Source organism: Ruegeria sp. HKCCA0235A (genome assembly GCF_013033235.1).
GTDB lineage: Bacteria > Pseudomonadota > Alphaproteobacteria > Rhodobacterales > Rhodobacteraceae > Ruegeria.
In genome coordinates this window covers 12,210-29,409 of the sequence record NZ_WQDQ01000005.1, presented here as the reverse complement: position 1 = coordinate 29,409, position 17,200 = coordinate 12,210, and the positions used below count along the sequence as shown (strand labels likewise).

12 protein-coding genes are annotated in these 17,200 nt (G+C 60.1%); 6 read left to right on the top strand and 6 right to left on the bottom strand.

The features are described from left to right. Nucleotides 1-87: 87 nt before the first annotated feature. Together GOW56_RS10125 and GOW56_RS10120 are read right to left on the bottom strand one after the other, a co-directional pair. The gene (locus GOW56_RS10125; protein ID WP_171205965.1) at nucleotides 88-1,584 is read right to left on the bottom strand and encodes an aldehyde dehydrogenase family protein; all 1,497 of its coding nucleotides are present in this window, start codon (nucleotides 1,582-1,584) and stop codon (nucleotides 88-90) included. A gap of 18 nt (nucleotides 1,585-1,602) precedes the next feature. Continuing rightward, entirely contained in the window at nucleotides 1,603-2,709 is a 1,107-nt protein-coding gene (locus GOW56_RS10120) for a saccharopine dehydrogenase family protein (RefSeq protein ID WP_171205787.1), read from the bottom strand. Nucleotides 2,710-3,349: 640 nt separating this feature from the next. Here GOW56_RS10120 and GOW56_RS10115 point away from each other — a divergent pair. The 3 genes from GOW56_RS10115 to GOW56_RS10105 all read left to right on the top strand — a co-directional run bounded on the left by GOW56_RS10115 (nucleotide 3,350) and on the right by GOW56_RS10105 (nucleotide 9,762). Next, nucleotides 3,350-5,824, top strand: a complete 2,475-nt coding sequence (locus tag GOW56_RS10115; RefSeq protein WP_171205786.1) for a CoA transferase — start codon at nucleotides 3,350-3,352, stop codon at nucleotides 5,822-5,824. A gap of 241 nt (nucleotides 5,825-6,065) precedes the next feature. Continuing rightward, nucleotides 6,066-7,316: an aminotransferase class V-fold PLP-dependent enzyme gene (locus tag GOW56_RS10110; RefSeq protein ID WP_171205785.1), complete on the top strand. Its 1,251-nt coding sequence runs from the start codon at nucleotides 6,066-6,068 to the stop codon at nucleotides 7,314-7,316. 28 nt (nucleotides 7,317-7,344) lie between these two features. Further along, nucleotides 7,345-9,762: an FAD-dependent oxidoreductase gene (locus tag GOW56_RS10105; RefSeq protein WP_171205784.1), complete on the top strand. Its 2,418-nt coding sequence runs from the start codon at nucleotides 7,345-7,347 to the stop codon at nucleotides 9,760-9,762. 61 nt (nucleotides 9,763-9,823) lie between these two features. On the opposite strand, the gene GOW56_RS10100 is transcribed toward GOW56_RS10105, so the two are convergent. Further along, a complete protein-coding gene (locus GOW56_RS10100; RefSeq protein ID WP_152460462.1) occupies nucleotides 9,824-10,441 on the bottom strand; it encodes a UbiX family flavin prenyltransferase in 618 nt (205 codons plus the stop codon). Beyond that, on the bottom strand, nucleotides 10,438-11,946 hold the full coding sequence (locus GOW56_RS10095; RefSeq protein ID WP_171205964.1) for a UbiD family decarboxylase: 1,509 nt from the start codon (nucleotides 11,944-11,946) through the stop codon (nucleotides 10,438-10,440). The genes GOW56_RS10100 and GOW56_RS10095 overlap by 4 nt, the downstream gene beginning before the upstream one ends. A gap of 137 nt (nucleotides 11,947-12,083) precedes the next feature. Here GOW56_RS10095 and GOW56_RS10090 point away from each other — a divergent pair, with 137 nt between their 5' ends. From GOW56_RS10090 to GOW56_RS10080, 3 genes are read left to right on the top strand one after another with little or no spacing between them, the layout of a single operon-like run. Next, nucleotides 12,084-12,626, top strand: a complete 543-nt coding sequence (locus GOW56_RS10090) for an SCP2 domain-containing protein (protein WP_371807896.1) — start codon at nucleotides 12,084-12,086, stop codon at nucleotides 12,624-12,626. Further along, nucleotides 12,626-13,603: a peptidase U32 family protein gene (locus tag GOW56_RS10085; RefSeq protein WP_171205963.1), complete on the top strand. Its 978-nt coding sequence runs from the start codon at nucleotides 12,626-12,628 to the stop codon at nucleotides 13,601-13,603. Before GOW56_RS10090 ends, GOW56_RS10085 begins: the two co-directional genes overlap by 1 nt. A gap of 4 nt (nucleotides 13,604-13,607) precedes the next feature. After that, nucleotides 13,608-14,525, top strand: coding sequence for a U32 family peptidase (locus GOW56_RS10080; RefSeq protein ID WP_171205782.1), 918 nt, complete (start codon nucleotides 13,608-13,610; stop codon nucleotides 14,523-14,525). 48 nt (nucleotides 14,526-14,573) lie between these two features. Here GOW56_RS10080 and GOW56_RS10075 read toward each other — a convergent pair whose 3' ends face one another. Both GOW56_RS10075 and GOW56_RS10070 read right to left on the bottom strand, forming a co-directional pair. Continuing rightward, complete coding sequence (locus tag GOW56_RS10075; RefSeq protein ID WP_171169859.1) at nucleotides 14,574-15,842, bottom strand: MFS transporter; 1,269 nt, start codon at nucleotides 15,840-15,842, stop codon at nucleotides 14,574-14,576. Nucleotides 15,843-16,020: 178 nt separating this feature from the next. Then, on the bottom strand, nucleotides 16,021-17,193 hold the full coding sequence (locus GOW56_RS10070) for a diaminopropionate ammonia-lyase (protein WP_171205781.1): 1,173 nt from the start codon (nucleotides 17,191-17,193) through the stop codon (nucleotides 16,021-16,023). Nucleotides 17,194-17,200 lie beyond the last annotated feature (7 nt).

Sequence of the window (17,200 nt, the reverse complement as noted above, 5' to 3'; positions counted from 1 at the left end):
GAAAAAACAAACACCCGGGACTGGTCGTCCCGGGTGGTGTTTTTGCGGGCTATTCAAGTTTTTTGCCCGACAACTATCCAGCGACACTCAGATGTCGAATTTGACGCCCTGGGCCAGTGGAAGTTCGGCAGAGTAATTCACGGTGTTGGTCTGTCGGCGCATATAGGCTTTCCACGCGTCCGAACCGCTTTCGCGCCCGCCGCCGGTTTCCTTCTCTCCGCCAAAGGCGCCACCGATCTCTGCCCCTGAGGGCCCGATATTGACGTTGGCAATTCCGCAATCGGATCCGGCTGCGGACAGGAACTGCTCGGCCTCGCGCATGTTCAGGGTAAACACGCAGGATGAAAGGCCTTGCGGTACGTCATTCTGAAGCTCTACCGCGTCGTCGAAATCGTCATAGCCCATGACGTATAGGATCGGCGCAAAGGTTTCGGTTTTCACGGTCACGGTCTGACCCGGCATTTCGACAATCGCAGGTTCCATGTATATGCCTGCCGGAACGCCTTCGGTAACGCGGTTGCCGCCGAACACCGAACCGCCTTCCGCTTCGGCCGCTTTCAAAGCCGCGGTCATCGCCGCGCCCGCCGCTTCGTCCACAAGCGGTCCAACCAACGTGCCGTCTGTCAGAGGATTGCCGATGGGCAGACCCGAATAGGCTTTTTTCAGACGGCTCACCAGTTCTTCGCGGATCGAGTTGTGCACGATCAGGCGACGCAGCGTGGTGCAGCGTTGACCGGCGGTACCAACTGCCGAAAAGACAATCGCGCGCACAGCCATCTCCAAATCAGCCGAAGGGCCGACGATCATTGCGTTGTTGCCACCCAGTTCCAGAATGCACTTGCCAAAGCGCTGTGCGACGATGGGGGCGACAGCACGGCCCATGCGGGTCGATCCCGTGGCCGAGATCACCGGAACATCTTCACTGGCCACCAGTCTTTCTCCCAGATCGGCGCCACCGATAAGCGTTTGCAGAAGACCGTCCGGCGCATCGCCAAACCGGGCCAGGGCGCGTTCGAAAACCTTTTGACAGGCCAGCGCCGTCAGCGGGGTTTTTTCGGACGGTTTCCAGATCACCGGATCACCGCATACGAGGGCCAGAGCAGCATTCCACGACCAAACCGCGACAGGGAAATTGAACGCGGAAATCACACCAACCGGGCCAGCAGGATGCCAGGTTTCCATCATCCGGTGGCCTGGACGTTCGGACGCGATGGTCAGACCATAAAGCTGACGCGACAGGCCGACGGCAAAGTCACAGATGTCGATCATCTCCTGCACTTCGCCCAGACCTTCCGAGGTGATCTTGCCTGCTTCCCAACTGACCAGAGCACCCAGATCATCCTTGGCCGCGCGCAGCTCTTCACCCAACAGGCGGATCAGTTCACCCCGGCGCGGGGCGGGGACCACGCGCCATTCCCTGAACGCGGCCTTTGCACGGGAAAAGATGGCGTCCATGTCCGAGATCGGCGTCTCGTGCACTTCGGCCAGCAGGCTTCCGTCAATCGGCGACGTGACCTTGAGCGTGCCGCCTTTGAGTTGGGCCTCGGTCAGATCCAGGTTTGCAAGCGTGGTTTGGGCTGTCATTACGATGTCTTTCATATCTCAGGCCGCCTTGTTCTGTTCGGTGACGTCGCCAGCGCGATACAGCTGGCCAAACTCAGTGTTGAGGAAATCGTCCAGCTTGACCTGTTCCTGCCGGACAAAGCCTTTCGAGGGCAGCGCTCCGATCCGCATCAGATCGACCACCCCCAGCACGCCTGCGGCGGTCGTGACCTGAATGGCGCTCCAGACCTGTCCATTGATGGTGCGGGCAAAGGATTTGTTGATCAGGGACTTTTCGCGCAGCACGCCATCAATGACGCCTTTTGCGGTGCAATATACCAGTACCACGTCCTGATCGGTGCGGGGCAGGGCGGCCTCGAATATCTCTTTCAGCAGGTCGCGGCGGCGTTCCAGTCCCAGATCGTTCAAAAGCAGCTTCAGGATATCGCAATGACCCGGATAGCGGATCGAGCGATAGGACACATCCCGCGCCTTGCCCTCCAGCGTTTCCGGCAACGTGCCCAGACCGCCAGAGGTATTGAAGCATTCGTATTCCACGCCGTCATGGCCCAGAATTTCGTAGTTCTCCAACGGCGCGGTCTTGACCAGCTTGCCGTTCACGATGGCATCGCATGGGTTGCAATATTCGTTGATCAACCCGTCGGTGGACCAGGTCAGGTTGTATTTCAGCGCGTTGGTCGGATAAAGCGGCAATGCCCCCACCCGCATGTGCAGGCTGTCAATCTCGTCAAACTCCGCCGCCAGCGACGCTCCGGCGATGCCGACAAAACCTGGCGCCAGACCGCATTGCGGCATAAACGCAGTTGCGCTGTCCCCGGCCAGTTCACGTACCGCATTCGTGGCCGCAACATCTTCGGTCAGGTCGAAATAATGCGCCCCCGCCGCTTTGGACGCTTTGGCGATCGAAGGGGTCAAGAAGAACGGCGCTGCCGAGATGACTGCGTCGAAACCGGTCAGTTCCCGGGCCAGCCCGTCCGCGTCATTGGCATCGATCTGTCTGGTTCCAATGCCCATCTTCGAGATATCACCAAGCGCTTTCAGATCGTGATCAGCGACCGTCACAGAGTAATTCCGCGACCCTTTCAACAGGGTTGCAATCATCTGTCCGATCTTTCCAGCGCCGACAACGCACACATTCCAGGACATAAAGATCTCCGCTGTTTCCCATCCTGTTCCAAGCGTGACGCGCGGCCACGACAATTCATAGGTGCCAATTTGACGAATTGATGTATGTGGCCGTCATATTGGCGGAAAATGAGATATTTTATCGGAAGCGCAATTGCCGGCCATGTGTCGCGACAGGTCCTGCCACGTGCCAACGTGGCCCTTGGCCGATTGCGCCGTGACCTTTTGTCTTGTGGCGCCCGACACTTGGGAAGCTCCACGTTCTTAAGCGATTCCAATAACTTGTTTTCTGACTGCCGGGCGCAACAGTCCGGTGATCTTGCAAGGCGACTGATCCGCTTCCATCCGGGCCTCGGAGCGCTTCCAAGTATGCGTCACACGCGGAATTTTGAGCGATGTTTCTCGTTTGCGACATGGCTTGGTCAAATCGAGCAACTTCTTGGCATAGCTCGGCTGCATGGTACGCCCAGCGGTCGCCGGAGAAGGCTGTGAAGCTTGGTCGTGGCCGCCTTGTCGCGTGTTGAACAAGGGCAGGTGTTGCATTGATCGCGTTATGTCCCAAGCCTGAAAACTCCGCCTGTTCCGAGAAGGGCGTTGTGACCTCTTGCCAGCAAGCGGCTTCGCAACAAACACACCAAACACCCCGGGAGGGTCACAACGAATGACTGCAAGGCCGCTCGATCATATTCGTGTCCTCGATTTTGGCCAGTATCTGGCTGGTCCACTGGTTGGCATGATGCTTGCTGATTTGGGGGCAGAGGTGATCCGCATCGACCCGCCCGGTGGCCCGCGATTGAAAGAACCGGCCACAGACATGCTGTCACGCGGCAAAACCGCCGTGACGATCGACCTCAAATCCGAAGGGGGTTTGCAGGTCGCGCGCGAATTTGTGGCGCGGGCTGACGTGGTGATCGAGAACTTCCGGCCCGGCGTGATGGAGAGGCTGGGCCTGGGTCCGAAAGCTCTGCGCGACATAAATCCGCGCATCGTGTCATTGTCATTGCCGGGGTTTGCCTCAACCGATCCCGCACTGGCTGATCTTCCGGCGTGGGAAGCCGTGATCGCGGCCCGCACCGGGCAATTCACGGATATGGGGCTGAACCGGCGCCTGATGGGCATCAACCCATCCTTTTCACCTTTGACGCTGGCATCCGCCTATGGCGCTTCGTTCGGCGCGATGGCCTTGCAGTTCGCTTTGGCTGCACGTGACCGGACCGGAGGCGATCACATCGAGGTGCCTCTGGCTTCGGCCTTGCTGGAAGGGTTGGTGTATAACTGTGAGCAGATTGAGGACTATCCCGAACGCTACAAGTCCCCTCGCGAAGTGGAACTTGACAGGCGCGCAGCCGAAGGCTTGCCAACGGATCTGAGCTTTGCGGAACTGGAAGAGTTCCTGGACCCTTTCTATAGAACTTATACCTGCGCCGACGGGCGTGGGTTCTATGTGGTGGCGGGCAGTGTGAAAACACATCCCCGACGGGTGTTGGAGACGCTTGGCCTCAAAGACCTTGCCGATCAATTGCCGGACTTCGACGCCTATCTCGATACCGCAGACTGGCCGGATGAATGGTCGCTGCGCAACTACCCCGTCGGCGCAAGGGATCGCGCGCGTGTGTCCAACGCGATGAAAAAGGCCTTTCTGACAAGGCCCTCTCATGAGTGGGAAGCCCTTTTCGGGTCTGCCAAGGCGCCCGGAACGGCGCAACGGTTCAGCAAGGAATGGCTGGCCGATCCGCACGCTTTGGCCTCGGGTCTGGTGTTGGAGGTAGAGGACCCGCGTCATGGGAAGATGAAGCAGATGGGAAATGTTGCGTGGCTTGCGGATGATGGCGCTGCGCTGGTCAAAAAACCGGGCCCCGTTCCCGATGACGCACCCGTTTCAGCGATCCTTGCCGAACCGCCGCGCAGCGGACCGCCAGCCGCGAGCGGCCAGGGCTGGCTGGAGGGGCTGAAGGTGCTGGACCTGACCAACGTGATCGCCGGTCCGACGATCGGGTCCACGCTGGCGCGATTTGGCGCTCAGGTGACATCCGTTCAGCCGACAGAGCCATCAGTCGATCCGTGGAACACCGTGGTTTTCGGTCTGCACGCACATCGTGGAAAACAAAGCGTTTTGCTAAACCTGAGCTCGGATGACGGGAAGCGGGCGTTGCGACGGCTCATCGACTCCTCGGATGTCATCACCATGAACGGCACGGATGAGCAGCGCGATGCCCTGGGGTTGAGCGCGGAAGAGCTGGCGGCGATCAACCCCCGCCTCATACTGGTGCAACTCGATGCCTTTGGCGGTCCTGCGCGCGGACCCAAATCGGACCATCTGGGGTATGACGATCTGGCGCAGGCGGCGACAGGGGTCATGGTGCGTTTTGGCGGTGGCATGGCCACGCCCGAAGAACATGCGCATTTCGGTACCATTGACGTTCTGACCGGCTATTGCGCATGTGTTGCGCTTGGTGCGGCCCTGCTGAGATTGCAGAAAACCGGCAAAGGCGGGATTGCGCGGGCGGCGTTGGCGGCGGCCGGCAACCTCATTCAGGCGCAGTTGATGTATGATTTCGAAGGCCGCGCGCCCTTTGACGAACCAGCCGGGCGCGCAGCTATGGGGTGGGGACCATTCTACCATTGTTACCGCGCGGCGGACGGGTGGATGTTCTTTGCCGCACCCACCGAACAACGCGAAGCCCTGCGCCGTGTCTCGGACTTCGCCAGCGTGGCCGATACACCGGAGAAGGAATTGCCGGATGCGCTTGCGGATCATATTGCAAGGCAACCTGTTGATTACTGGCAAAAGGCGTTTTCCGGTTCCGCCAGCACTGTCATGCCTCTGGGATCGCTGCATGACACGCGCGACGCCGTGTTGCAGCCGGAAAGTGCCGGGAATATCGACCTGACGCGGGGAACGTTCAGCGTCATTCGGCATGACATGCATCCTATGGGCCGGTGGTGCGATCTGGTTGCGCCAAACGCTGTGCGACCCGAACGCGCCCGGATCGTCATTCCCGGACCGATGCCGAAATACGGCGCGGATACACGCAGCATTCTGCGAAGCGTCGGTTATGCAGATGAGGATATCGACGCGATGATCTCTGCTGGATCGGCCGCCGAAAGCTGGTCGGAAAAGTACTTGCCCGAGTAGTCGACCAGCCACAGATGGCTCGGAAATCAAGAAGATATGCCATCCGCCGCCGCAGGCACGGGGTCCCCGGCCCGGCGAAGGGTGGTATCCGTCGTGATAAGCTTTGGGCTGGCACCCGCGCGACTTGCACAGAATATTCTACCGCTTTGCCACAGTTTTTTTTGCATGTCTTGCGGCAAGAACCGTCCTAGGGTCGGCAAAGCACAGCTTTGCACACACAACGAAACAAGAACCACTGACCATGAGCCAAATATCAGAGAGCCTGCTGAACCAAATCCGCAGCCGCTTTGCCCAGATCGATCATTGCCCCGAACAGGGTGAGCGGATCTTTTTCGAGAATGCCGGAGGCGCACTGACATTGAATTCAGTGTTGGAAAGTTCGGTTCGTTACGCCGCCATCCCGGACAACCAGGGGCGCGACAATCCGGGATCCCATGCGCTGGTCGCCACGATCAACGCGGCCAAGGCGGATATGCGGGATTTCATGAACGCACCCGGCGGGCAGTTCTTTGTGGGTGAAAGCGGTACAGAGCTGTTGTTCCGGCTGATCATGAACGCATGTCTGGGAACGGGTCCGGGCGTTGTGCTGGGATCAACATTGGAACACCCGGCGACGCGTTCGGCCTGTGATCGTTGGGCCCGCATTTCCGGGCAAACCCACGTTTTGGTGCCCCATGATGACGCCACCGGTACCGTCTCGGCCGAAGCCTATGCCGTGGCCGTGACACCGGATACCAAAGTGGCGACGATCCTGCATACCTCGCCGGTGACGGGAATGGGCGTTGACGTCGCTGCCGTTTCTCAGGCCATCCGCGCCGTGGCTCCGGATTGTTTCATCATCGTCGATGGCATTCAGCACGCAGCGCATGGCCGGATCGATCTGACCGCCTATGACGTCGATGGTTATGTGATTTCGCCCTACAAGGTGTTTTCGCGTCATGGCTACGGCGTGGCGTGGATTTCTGATCGCTTGACCGCGCTGGAGCACAACGCCTTGCTGGATGGCCCCGCGGACAACTGGGAAATGGGCACGCGCGACACCGGAGCTTATGCCACGATGTCCGACGTCGTATCCTATTTCGAATGGCTGGGCAGTCAGGTCAGCGATGCCGAAGACCGGCGCGGCAAGTTTCTGGCGGCGGGTGATGCGATCTATGCGCAGGAAAAGGCGCTGACCGACGCGATGATCCACGGCACCGGCAACCTGAGCGGCCTGGCCGAGATGGAAAAAGTCACCATTCTGGGCGGGGCCGACAACCCGGCACGAGAAGGTCTGGTATCGCTGCGTGTCGAAGGCGTGGCCTCGTCCGAGGTCGTCAAACGGCTGAACGAACACGGTATCCGCACGCATCTGCGCAAGGCGGATCACTATTCCGGCAATATCCTGACACCCCTTGGCTATGATGCCTGTGTGCGGGTCTCGATGTGTCACTACAACTCGATCGGCGAAGTCGCCAAATTCCTTGCCGTCATGAAAGAAATCGCCGCCTGAGCCGCGCCATATCCAAGGACATTCCCTCATGAAAACCCATGCACAAGCTGTTGTCATCGGCGGCGGCCTTGCCGGTACGTCGATTCTGTATCACCTTGCCAAGCTTGGCTGGACGGATTCCATCCTGCTGGAACGCGACGAGTTGACCAGCGGATCGACCTGGCACGCGGCGGCCAACATCCACGGTCTGCATGACAACAACAACATCACCCGCATCCAGCACTATACGATGAACCTGTACAAGGAGCTGGAGAAGGAAACCGGCCAAAGCTGTGGTGTGTTCCAGCCCGGATCGCTCTATCTGGCCCAGACCGAAGAGCGCGAGCAACAGCTGCGCCTGCAAGAGGCGAAGGCCCGGTTTTATGGGCTGAATTTTCATGAGGTCAGCCGGGAAGAGGCCAAAGAGCTGCACCCGCTGGCGCAGTTCGATGACATCCGCTGCATCATGTACGAACCTGATGGCGGCAATGTGGACCCGTCCGGCGTACCGCATGCCTATGCCGCCGGGGCCCGCGCGATGGGGGCCACCATCGAACGGTTCCGCCCGGTGATCGCCACGGAACAGCAACCCGATGGCAGTTGGATCGTTCGTACGCCCAAGGGTGACATTCATGCCCAATGGGTGGTCAACGCCGCGGGCCTCTGGGGGCGCGAGGTGGCGGCGCTGGCAGGCTTGACCCTGCCGCTGCAACCGACCGAACATCAGTATTTCGTGACCGAAAGCATCGACGAAGTGGCCAGCCTGGGCCGCCGTCTGCCGTCAATCGCCGACCGGGACGGCGAGTATTACTTCCGACAAGAGGGCAACGGCCTGCTGATCGGGGCCTATGAGAAAGACATGAAGTTCTGGGCCGAAGACGGCACGCCGCTCGACTTTGCGCATGATCTGTTTCCCGACGATCTGGACCGGATCATGGAAAACGTGATCCGCGCCACCGAACGCGTGCCCGTTGCCGCCACAGCCGGGGTGAAACGGGTAATCAACGGCCCGATGATCTGGTCGCCCGATGCCAACATGCTGTGGGGGCCGGTGCCCGAACTGAAGAACTATTTCCTCTGCGGCGGTCTGATCCCCGGCTTCTCGCAATCCGGCGGGCTGGGGCTGCTGGCGGCGCAATGGATGATCGAGGGTGAGCCGCAATATGACATGTTCGCCTGGGATCTCGCCCGCTTTGGCGACTGGGCCGACAAGAAGTTCACCAAGGCGCGGGTCGAAGACGCCTATACCCATCGCTTCAAAATCCACTTCCCGAATGAAGAACGCAGCGCAGGCCGCCCGGCCCGTGTGCGCCCCGCCTACGAGATGCAGAAACAGATGGGCTGTGTCTTTGGTCTCAACTGTGGTTGGGAACACCCTTTGTGGTTTGCAGATGAACCCGGCACCGAAGAGACCGCTGGCTTTACCCGTCAGAACTGGTTCGATCCGGTCGGGCGCGAGGTTCAGATGCTGCGCGACAGCGTGGGCGTGATCGACATCTCGAACTTCGCCAATTACGTGATCAAGGGGCCTGGCGCCTATGACTGGCTGGACCGCCTGGTGGCCAATCGCGTGCCGACCGAAATTGGGCGCAGCTGCCTGACGCCGCTGATCTCGGTCCGCGGTGGCGTGGCGGGGGATTTCACCATCACCAAGCTGGCGGAAGACGAATATATGATGATTGGCTCCGGCATGGCTGAACGCTATCATCAGCGCTTCTTTCAGATGGTGGAAATGCCTCAGGGCACAACTCTTGAAGTCGCAACGGACCGCATTGCCGGGTTCAACATCGCCGGCCCAAAATCACGCGAGGCATTGGCGCGCCTGACCAATGCAGACCTTTCCAACGAAGCGTTCCGCTTCATGCGGTCCCGGAAGATCACCGTTGCAGGTGTTGATTGCGTGGCCATCCGGGTCAGCTTTACCGGCGATCTGGGTTGGGAACTGCACTGCGCCGAAACCGATCAGGTCGCGCTTTACTCTGCATTGCTCGAAGCCGCCGAAGACTGCGGTGGCGGCCCCGTGGGTGGACGGGCGCTTGGGTCGCTGCGCATCGAAAAGGGTTATGGGTCCTGGGGACGGGAGTATTCTCAGGAATACTGGCCGCAAGAGGTCGGGCTGACGGGTCTGATCAAGCTGGACAAGGATTTCCTGCACAAAGACGCCTATCTGTCCATCAAGGACAAAGCACCGCGCGAGGTTCTGTCCGTCTTTGAACTGGACGTGACCGAAGATGCCGACGCCACTGGCAGTGAGCCTATCTTTACACCTGATGGTGCGCCCGTGGGCCGTGTCACATCGGGTGCGTACGGGTATTCAGTCGGGAAATCTTTGGCATTGGGTTTCCGCAACCCCGACGTGGTGCAGCCAGGGGATGAAGTGGTGATCCAGGTGATTGGCAAACCGCACAAGGCTCGGGTGCTGGCAGAAGCGCCGTTCGATCCACTGGGCGGCAGGTTGCGCGGCTGAAGCAACCGGCCCGCCGGATCAAGGTTTTCCCGAGGCCACAGATCTCATCCGCGATCTGTGGCTATGGGATGTGCAATTTGCTTTCGAATCGTTCGACAGGGTTCGCCTTGGTTTCGGGATGCCACTGTTTCGCGGCCGGTTCGCAAACCTTCAGACAATCAACCGCGCGCGCTGCGATCTGATCCGCGATTTCGGTTATGTTGAGGGGGTTCAAATAGAAGGCTGGCACAGGGGGCAGGATGATGGCTCCCATTTCTGCTGCGGCCGTCATATTGCGCAAATGAGCAAGTGTCAGCGGCGCTTCTCGTGTCAGCAGTACCAGTGGGCGTCGTTCCTTGAGCTGCACGCCCGCCGCGCGTGTCAGCAGGTTGTCGTCCAGGCCATGCGCAATCGCACCCAGTGAGCGCATGGAACAGGGCGCGACGATCATCCCGGATACCGGTACCGAACCGGATGCTATACTGGCCCCGATATCGGCGGGCGCGTGATGACGGCTTGCCGACTGCCGCAGTTCCTTCAGGGCATCCGGGCCGCATTCCTGCGCAAGCGTCAGACGGGCGGCGGGGCTGACGACCAGGTCGATTTCGATATCCGCTGATGTCAGATGTCGTGCCACCGCAAGGCTCAAAACCGCACCGGAAGCGCCTGACACGCCTAAGACTACTCGGGTTTTCGTCATGTTCTCAGCTCTGGCATCAATCTGTCTATCAGGTCTTCCGCAAATGCGTGATCAACCTTTTCGGTGCGCATGACCGTCCCCCATTCCCGCCCTGTTTCACTGCCTGTTTTTGTCGTGGCGTCGATGCCAAGCTTTCCGGCCAGACCAGGTTCGGGTGAGGCGAAATCCAGATAATCCATGGGTGTCCTGTCCAGGATCATCACATCACGGCCCGGGTCCATTCGCGTGGCAAGTGCCCAGGCGATATCGTCCCAGTTTCGGGGGTCGATATCGGCATCTACCGCAACGATCATCTTCGTATAGCTGAATTGCGGCAGCATCCCCCAAAGCGCCATCATCACACGCCGGGCCTGGCCCGGATATCGCTTGTCGATGGCGACGATGGCGATGCGATAGGAACAGGCGGCAGGCGGCAGCCAAAGGTCGTGTATTTCGGGGATCTGAGCGCGAATGGTCGGCAAGGCCAGGCGATTGAACACTTCGCCAATGATGGCAGGTTCGTCAGGCGGGCGTCCGGTATAGGTCGACAGATACAGCGACGCCTCGCAATGGGTCACGGCCGTGACATGCATCACCGGAAACGGCTCGGCGGGATTGTAGTACCCGGTGTGATCCCCGAACGGGCCTTCGGGTGCTGTCTCGCTTGGCGACACCCAGCCTTCCAGGACGATCTCGGCATCTGCCGGTACAAGCAGAGGGACGGATTTGGCCGGAACCAACCGCGGCCGGTTCTGGTTCAGGGCCCCGGCAAATGTCAGTTCAGACACCATTTCGGGCAGTGGCAGAGCCGCCGACAACAAGGTCGCGGGATTCGCGCCCAGAACGATTGCGACCGGCGTCTTTTCACCGTGCTGCGCCCAACTGCGATGATGAGCGGCCCCGCCGCGATGTGGCAACCAGCGCATGATCAGACGGTTCCGGTCCAGCACCTGAACGCGATAGACGCCGGCGTTGTAGGTCTGTGCCGCGTCGGGTTCGCTGCCACGCGGCCGGGTGATGACCACAGGCCAGGTGATCAGGGGCCCCGCGTCCCGGGGCCAGTGTGTCTGGATCGGCAGCGCTGAAAGATCAACATCGGCTTCGCAGTTGCAAACCTGCTGAACAGCGGCGGCTTTGACCTGCTTCGGCCGTGTGGACAATGCGGCCTTCAGCATCGGCCACCGGGACAGCGCATCCCGCAACCCGCCCGGCGGCGTCGGGGCCCGAAGCGCGGCCAGAAAAGCGCCCAGATCATCCAGCCCATCGGAAGAAACGCCCAGCCCGGCGGCGACGCGTTCCGAAGTTCCGAACAGGTTGACCACAACCGGTATGTCGCATTGCCCCGAGGGCACGCCCGTCGGTGTGTCGAATTGCAACACGGGCCCATTGGCCTCTAACACGGCGCGGTGGACAGCGGTCATTTGATGGCGCACGGAAACCGGTTCGGCGATGCGCCTGAACTGCCCTGTTTCTTCACACCATTTCAGAAAATGTCGAAGGCTGGGATATGGCGGCAGAGTGCGAATGGGTTTGCTCCGGCGGTGGTGCCCACCCTCTAGCAGCGAAAGAGACCGGTCGAATTGACAACCGTCAAGTCCCGGGCGCCGGGGCGGCTTTAGGAAGGCTGCACCGGTTCACTTTGTTGAGACAGCAGGAGGTCTGTTTGTCCGATCCCCGAAACCCGATACCGCGTTGCCCTGCCGCTTTGGCCGCGGCCCTGCGGTTTGTTCCGCTTGCACCTTTGTCGCTGTCACTGACGGCGTTTTCCCGCAAAATAACCAAGAAACACCCCGACTTGCTCAACCGGCTCGGTGAATACAGCCGGGCAGCCTTTGTGCTTGATCCAACGGATCTGCCCGTTGTCCTTCTGCTTGAACCGAATGACGGCGCACCGAGAATAAGACTTAGCCGAAGGCGCGTGGAAGGGGCCGCGCGAATTTCCGGCCCACTGGCCGCGCTGTTGGGGCTGGTGCATGGTGCGTTTGACGGTGACGCCCTGTTCTTTTCGCGCGATCTGGTGATTGAGGGCGACACAGCCGCGGCACTGGCGCTGCGCAACGCAATTGACGACGCAGAGCTGGACCTCGCGCACGAGGCCGCAGCCCTTTCCGGCCCGCTTGCACGCCCGCTGAAGCAGATCATCGCCTTTGCAGAGCGTCGGACCGGTCTGTGCCTGACCCGACCCGAGGACGCGATCCTATGGTAATGGAAATCGTTTGCCCGGCGGGAACGCCCGCGGCCCTGCGTGCAGCCGTCAAGGCCGGGGCTCACACGGTCTATTGTGGCTTCAATGACGAAACCAATGCGCGGAACTTTCCGGGGCTCAACTTTGACCGCGCTGAAATGCGGGCCGGAATTTCCTTTGCCCATGGTTACGGATCGAAGGTGTTGATTGCAATCAATACCTTCCCGCAGGCGGGCAACGAAGGGATCTGGAAACAAGCCGTGGCGGATGCCGAAATCTGCGGTGCAGATGCTGTCATTCTCGCCGATCTGGGCTTGCTGGACTACGCGGCGCGACATCATCCCAAGCTGCGCAGACATCTGTCCGTGCAGGCCGCGGCGGCCAATGCTGACGTGATCAATTTCTATGCTGAAACTTTCGGTGTGAAGCGGGTGGTCTTGCCGCGCGTTTTGTCCGTGCCGGAAATTGCCGCGATCAACTCTGAAACCGACGTCGAAACCGAAGTCTTCGTGTTCGGCGGTCTTTGCGTCATGGCCGAGGGGCGATGCTCGCTGTCCTCTTATGCCACCGGGTTGTCTCCAAACATGAACGGTGTCTGTTCTCCTGCCAGCCATGTGCAGTATCAAGAAGAACAGGGCGCGTTGAACACGCGCCTTGGCGGGTACCTGATCCACCGGGTCGAACGGGATGAGCCCGCACCGTATCCGACTTTGTGCAAAGGGTGTTTTTCCGCAGGTGAAAAAACCGGGCACCTGTTCGAGGATCCCGTCAGTCTGAACGCAGAACGGCTGATCCCGCAATTGCAAAAGGCAGGTGTGACAGCCTTGAAGATCGAAGGGCGCCAGCGGTCAAAATCCTATGTCGCACAGGTCGTTCGGAATTTTCGCGCCGCGGTCGATGCGCTGGAGTCAGGCCAGCCGATGCCCGAAGGTATGCTTGCGCGATTGTCGGAAGGGCAGGCCATGACGACCGGCGCTTACAAAAAGACGTGGAGGTGATCCGATGGGACTGACAGTAGGTCCGAACCAGTTCTTCTGGCCCACCGAAACCTGGGCTGCATTTTACGATGATCTGGCCCGATCGCCCGTCGACCGCGTCGTGCTTGGGGAACTGGTCTGTTCCAAGCGCTTGCCGTTTTACCAGGATCGTATCCCCGCGGCGATTTCCCGGCTGGTGGAGGCGGGCAAAGACGTTGCGCTGACAAGCCTGGCCCTTGTGACCCTGAAACGCGAGCGCAAACTCACCGCTGAGCTTGCAGAAATGGGCGTCATGGTCGAGATCAACGATCTGACCGCGCTGGCACATTTGCCCGGAACCTGCACGTTTGCCGTTGGCCCGTTGGTAAATGTCTACAACGAAGGCACTTTGAGATGGTTGGCTGCTCGGGGTGCGCGCCGGGTTTGTCTTCCGCCGGAATTGCCCATCGCTTCGGTCAAAACGCTGGCGCAAGCTGCCTCGGACTTGGGCGTCGAGATCGAAATATGGGGGCATGGCAGGTTGCCACTGGCTATTTCCGGGCGCTGTTACCACGCGCGATTGCATGGGCGCAGCAAGGACAATTGCCAGTTTGCCTGCGAAGACGATCCGGACGGGTTGGACGTTCTGACCGGCGACGGCAAGCCCTTTATGGCCATGAACGGTGTGCAGACCCTGTCAGACAGCCATGCCTGTACGGATCATCAGATCGACCTTCTGAAACAGGCTGGCATCTCGGCGTTGCGTCTGTCGCCGCAATCTGGCGGATTCCGTCAGCTGTGCGAACTGTATCGAAAACGTATCGACGGTGATCTTCCCCAAGGAGAAGTGGAGCGCGCCCTGCGTGGCGCTGATCCTGATATTCGGTTGAGCGACGGATTTCTGACGGGGTCCTGCGGTGCAGAATGGTCCGGTGCTTCAAAGGCGGCTTCGATCTCGGTTTGATCGCGGCATCGGCACGACGTCCGTCGCGCCGGACACGAATGAAAAAGCCTATGCTTTGAACCCTTGGGATGAGTCCGGGTTTGTCCGGGATTCTTCCTCTTGAACCCAGGTTTCGGCCTGCAAGACCCCGGGTTGCCCGGTGCCGATAATCCCCACGACCTGCACATCGCCGGTGTCGGTGGGCGCGGCCACCTGAACGCGCCGGATCAATGCGAAAAGGGCGACCGCAATACCGATAGCCGCCAGAAGAAACGGAAGACCGCGCCCGCCGAACAATGAGATAGAGTTCGGCCCCAGCATGGTTCCCACCAGCAGGCCGACATTCAGCAGCAGCACCATCGTGCCACTGGCGGGAACGATCTGAGACAGCTTGAGCTGATCATTGGCATGCGCCGTCAGGATCGAATACGCGGGATACAGCCCGATTGCGATCAGTACAAAACCATAGACGATATGAGACGGAGACGTATCGATGGCCATCCAAAGACTGGACAGGGTCGTAACGACTCCCAGCCCGATGACGACATAGCGTCTGTCGGTGTGATCAGACAGCCAGCCGACGGGGTATTGCACCACCGCACCGGCGATCAGCGCCGCCACCAGCGCCCCTGACGCCTGCGCCGTCGTAAAGCCGTTTTGCAACGCATAAAGCGGCAACGAGATATAGGACGCCGCGACACCGATACTGACCAGAACGATTCCGATGACTGCGATGGGCGAAACCTTGTAAAGCACCGGAACCGACATGCGTTCCGGCGCGGCATATTCCGGCGCCTTGTTGCCCGACAGAAGAAGCGGCACGATCGAAAGCGAAATCAGGATGGAAACAAGCCCGAACAGCAGGTTCCCGGTAGGGTCGGGAAAGCCTACTATGGCGGTGCCAAGCGCCGGGCCGGCAAGCTGGATAATGAAGTATAGCGACAGAACCTGAGCGCGCATGTTGTTCTCGGATTTCGCGTTCAGCCAGCTTTCGGTGATGACGTAAAGTCCTGGGTAACAAAACCCGCCCAACAGACGCATCACGCTCCAGCTGATCGCGTCGCTGGTCAGCAGATGCACGATGGCCGCAATCGAAACCAGCGAGGCGAGGGCCGAAAATGCCCGAATATGCCCGACATTTTCAACCAGCCTCGGGGCAAGTGCCGTCCCCGCAAGCGCGCCCAAAGGATAGCTTGCCTGCATGACGGAAATCGTGAAGTCACTAAAGCCCAGACTGGCCCCCCGGATCGTCAGCAACGTCGCCAACAGACCGTTGGCAACCATCAGCATGAACATTCCCAGGAACAGTGCCCAGTTTTCGTTTAACGCGCGTATCATGGCCAACCGCTACTGATGCGGGTCTGGCCTGTATACAACTCCTACGACATCGGGATGTCGTTTGATGGAACTTCTCCGTTGCAGGCCACTATGTCGGATTCAACCGTCCCAAGGCCCATTGAAACTGGGCTTTGGGCTGAGCTGATTGGCCTCGGTGCCCGCAGGAATTGCGGCTGAGCTACACGTCGCCTTGTATGATCCGGGCATAGATATCGGGATCCGTCACACCTTCGGAACCGATCGTCAAAACCCGAGACTGCGGCGTCAATCCAAGCTTCTGAAAAAGCTCGGGGCTGTTGGCTGCTTCGATCAATGCAGCCAATCCGGCAACGCCGCTCTCTCCGGCTTCGATCGCCGGATCACTGCCATGCGGACGCGCCAGACGACGGACGGTGGGCGGTATCAGTTGATCGTCGATTGCCAGAAAGTCCGAGGCTTCGCTGCGCAAAACCTCCCACGCCATCGGTGACGGCACCCCGCAGGACAAACCCGCCATGATGGTTTCCTCGTCGATATCTACGGACGCGGCTTGCCCCTGCCTTGCGCTTTCGAACAAACACGCCGCCAGATGCGGTTCCACGACCACGACGCGCGGCGCGGCATCACCCCAGGCCTGACGCAAAGCTGCCGCAACTGCCGCGGCAAGCCCTCCAACTCCACCTTGCAGGAAGACATGCGTCGGTGCCGCGTCCATTGCATTCACGACTTCCTTGACCATGACGCCATAGCCCGACATCACGTCGCGCGGCGGGTCGGTGTAGCCTGGCCAGGATGTGTCCGAAACCACGAACCAGCCGTTCTCGTCGGCTTCCCGCCGACACTGATCCACCGAGGCGTCATAGTCTCCATCGATGCGCACGACGTCGGCCCCCAGATCGCGCATGGCCTGCGCGCGGCCTTCACTGACCTCGGCGTGAATGTAGATCCGGCAAGGCGCGCCGAACCGCTTGCACCCCCACGCGAGAGATCGACCGTGGTTGCCATCGGTCGCCGAAACAAGCGTGATACTGGCAACCATGTCGGCGCAGCGGCCAGTACGGATATCTTCCAATGACACATCCTGACCGGTGCGGCGCGATATTTCACGTTGCAGAACACGCAAGGCGGCAAAGGCCCCCCCCAATGCCTTGAAACTGCCAAGCCCAAACCGGGGACCTTCATCCTTGTAGTGGACCTCCGCGACGCCGATCTCGGCTGCCAACGCGGGCAAGGAATGCAACGGCGTGGGCGCATACCCCTCCCATTGGGTGATTTCCCTTGCTGCGCGATCGAAATCCCGTCGTGGCAAAACGGTTTCGGCAGCGGGGCCGAAGCTCGGCCTGCCTGCCTGATGGGCGATGTTTTCCGTCATGGTCGTG